The 3,306-nt window shown below is 68.2% G+C and carries 4 protein-coding genes and 1 pseudogene; all 5 read right to left on the reverse strand.

Features of this window, described 5'->3' with window-relative positions:
- Positions 1–153: 153 nt before the first annotated feature.
- A complete protein-coding gene (locus CVM52_RS24610; RefSeq protein WP_100164925.1) occupies positions 154–726 on the reverse strand; it encodes a peroxidase-related enzyme in 573 nt (190 codons plus the stop codon).
- Positions 723–1,913, reverse strand: a complete 1,191-nt coding sequence (locus tag CVM52_RS28015) for a GNAT family N-acetyltransferase (RefSeq protein WP_100164926.1) — start codon at positions 1,911–1,913, stop codon at positions 723–725. The genes CVM52_RS24610 and CVM52_RS28015 overlap by 4 nt, the downstream gene beginning before the upstream one ends.
- Positions 1,914–1,974: 61 nt before the next feature.
- Complete coding sequence (ttcA, locus tag CVM52_RS24620; RefSeq protein ID WP_100164928.1) at positions 1,975–2,874, reverse strand: tRNA 2-thiocytidine(32) synthetase TtcA; 900 nt, start codon at positions 2,872–2,874, stop codon at positions 1,975–1,977.
- Between the two features lie 91 nt (positions 2,875–2,965).
- Positions 2,966–3,187, reverse strand: a complete 222-nt coding sequence (gene yidD / locus CVM52_RS24625; protein WP_100164927.1) for a membrane protein insertion efficiency factor YidD — start codon at positions 3,185–3,187, stop codon at positions 2,966–2,968.
- Positions 3,184–3,306: pseudogene (locus tag CVM52_RS27845) on the reverse strand (ribonuclease P protein component); the annotation flags it as partial. The pseudogene CVM52_RS27845 and the gene yidD, both read right to left, overlap by 4 nt.

Consider the following 3,306-nt stretch of genomic DNA (forward strand, 5'->3'; position numbering starts at 1 on the left):
CGCCCGCGGCAAAGGGGCCGGTCGGCAGCGCATAGCTGCCCAGCGGGCTGCTGCGCTCGGAAATCGGCCGCGCGCCTTGCGGCAGCACAAGCTCGATCGCCGCCGCGGGGACGGCGGCCAATCCGAGAGCGGCGCAGGCCGCGAGACTCCGTATCATCTGAACTGGCCGTGATACGCGTCGTTGGGGCGCATATCGGTGGCGCTGGCCACACGATTGGTCATGTTGAAGAAGCCCGCGACATTGGCAATGTCCCAGATGTCGCGGTCGCTGAACCCGGCCTCGCGCAGCGCCTGGCGGTCGGCCTCCTCGATGGTGGCGCTGGCCACCGTCAACTTCTCGGCAAATGCCAACATCTCCCGCTGGCGCGGTTCCAACGCCGCGGCGCGCCAGTTCATCACCAGCATCTCGCCCAGCACCGGATCGCCCGACAGCTGCCGCACCGCGGCGCCATGGGCGGTCAGGCAATAGAAACACCGGTTCACCGAGGACACCACCACCGCGATCATTTCGCGCTCCAGCTTGGTCAGCCCGCTTTCGGCCAGCATCAGGTCGTTATACATCGCGGTGAAGGCGTTCAGCTTGTCGATGTCAAAGGCATAGGCCTGCAACACATTGGGGACCATCCCCAGCTTGTCGCGGCAGATGTCGAAGTATTTTTGCGTCGAGTCCGGCAGCGGGTCCACCATCGGCAGGTCCAGGGCGGTGGGCAGGCGGGTATCGGTCATGACTGGCTGCGCTCCTCCTGGCGGCGATAATGGTAATGTCCCACAACGGCCATACCGAGGGAAGCATAGAGCGCGTTGGCCGGGCGGTTGGCATCGGTGCACATCACCGACAGGGTGCGCGCGCCGTTGTCGCGCGCCCAGAGCGCGGCGGCGCGCATGAACCAGCGGCCGATGCCGGCGCGGCGCTGATGCGCCAGCACCTCAACCGCATGCACCATGGCGATGCCGTCATGAATGGCGGCAAAGGCAGCGCCGGCCGGCTTGTCCCTGTGCCGGCCAAGCAGGCCGGTTTTCGGCCCCGCCGCGCGGTGCATGATCTCGACCCGCGCCGGGCCGATGCCGCCGGCCAGCCAGATCTCGCGCATGATCGCCAGCGGCTCCCACACGGTCAGCGCGGTCACCCGCGGGATCGCCACGTTGCACAGCTGCTCCACCGGACAGGCATAGATCGTCACCGGGTCCAGCACCGCATAGCCGCGCTCTGCCAGCGCCGCGTCCAGATCGTCCTGCCCCGGGCGCAGCTGGAACAGCCGCCCCTGCCCCATCTTGCCCATCGCCGCCTCGGCGGCGGCGATCCAGTCGCCGGGCTGCCGGCCTGGCGCGCGGCTGCGCAGGCAGAAGCCGATGGAACAGGACAGGTAGACGGTGGTGCCGTCCAGCGCTGCCGGCTCTTCCACAGCGGCCTGCAGACGGCCGGCCAGCTGGATGCAATTCTCCAGGTCAAGCTGGGCGATCGCGGCAAGGCAGATGCCGAACCGGGTTTCGCCCAGCCGGGCGGCGGTGTCCTCGGTGCGCAGCACCGAGCGGATGCGTCGGCCGCACAGGCGCGCCATCTCCTCTGCTGCCGCGGTGCCGTGGCGGGCGGCGAGATCGCCGAACTCTTCCAGTTCCAGCAGAACACAGGCCGAGCGCTGCGCCCCGCCCGCGGTTTCGGCATGGACCCGTTCCACTACCCGTTCAAAGCCGGGGCCTTGCAGCAGCCCGGTCACCCGGTCACGCCCCGGCCCGGGAGCCTGCGCCACCGCCACGACCAGCGGCAGGCCCAGCGAGACCAGGATTAAAACCGGCTCTCCCCCCAGCCAGAAGGCACCCAGCGACAGGGCGGGCAGAAAGGCCAGCGCCGGTGGCCCGAGCAGGGCGGGCGCAATCCTGTCGCGCAGGCGGAACAGCAGGCCGGGTCGATACATTGGACCCCCTTGAACAAATCATGGCACCTGGCCACGATACTGCAGGGGTCTGACCGCGACGTTAACGCAGGATCGGAACCTCGCCCTGGTCGGCGGGGAGGTCGGCAGGATCGGCGCCCAGGCGCCGTTCCAGCCCGGCAAAATCGAACAGCTTGGGATCCAGCAGATGCGAGGGCCGGGCGTTCATCAGCGCCCGGAACATCACCTGCCGGCGGCCGGGGCTGTTCTTTTCCCAGCCGTCGAGGATCTGCTTGACCTGTTGGCGCTGCAACCCGTCCTGCGACCCGCAGAGGTCACAGGGAATGATCGGATAGTTCATCGCGCGGGCAAATTTCTCGCAATCGGCCTCGGCCACATGCGCCAGCGGGCGATAGACGAACAGGTCGCCCTCCTCGTTCACCAGCTTGGGCGGCATGGTGGCCAGCCGCCCGCCATGGAACAGGTTCATGAAGAAGGTTTCCAGGATGTCGTCGCGGTGATGGCCCAGCACCACGGCGCTACAGCCCTCCTCGCGGGCGATCCGGTAGAGGTTGCCGCGCCGCAGCCGCGAGCACAGCGCGCAAAAGGTGCGCCCCTGCGGCACCTTGTCGACGACGATGGAATAGGTGTCCTGGTATTCGATCCGGTGCGGCACGCCCATCTTTTGCAGGAATTCGGGCAGCACCGTCGCCGGGAAACCCGGCTGGCCCTGATCCAGGTTGCAGGCCAGCAGGTCGACCGGCAGCAGCCCGCGCCATTGCAGCTCGTGCAGCACCGCCAGCAAGGTATAGCTGTCCTTGCCGCCGGACAGGCAGACCAGCCATTTCGGCCGGGTGCCGTCGGCGCGGTCGCGTTCGATCATGCCATATTGTTCGATCGCCTCGCGGGTATAGCGCACGATGCGCTTGCGCAGCTTGCGAAACTCGGTGGTCGCGGGCGCCCCGGCAAACAGCGGGTGGATGTCTTCGGCTTCGTCGAACATGGGCTCGGTCCAGTTGGGCAGCGTCTTGGTCAACGTCATAGGGCAAAGCGCGGCAAAAGGGCAGTGGGCGGGCCCAGAAATCCGCTTGCCTTCACTCCGGCACGTTGTCGATTCCCGATCCGCCCCAGGGGTGGCAGCGGGCGATGCGGCGCAGGGCCAGCCAGCCGCCCTTGACGGCGCCGTGTCTTTCCAGAGCCTCCAGCGCATAGGCCGAACAGGTGGGCTGAAACCGGCAGCCATGGCCGACCCAGGGCGACAGCAGCAGCCGGTAGGCGCGCACCGGCAGGGCGACGAGATGGGCCAGCGGGCTCATGGCTTGCCGTGCAGCCGGTCGAGCGCGCGGCGCAGGTCGTTCACCAACTCGGGGAAGGGGCGGTCGGCGGTGGCGCCGGCGCGGCCGATCAGCACATAATCCCAGCCGTCGCGCCCCTG

It is taken from the genome of Pseudooceanicola lipolyticus, assembly GCF_002786325.1.
Taxonomy (GTDB): Bacteria; Pseudomonadota; Alphaproteobacteria; order Rhodobacterales; family Rhodobacteraceae; genus Pseudooceanicola_C; species Pseudooceanicola_C lipolyticus.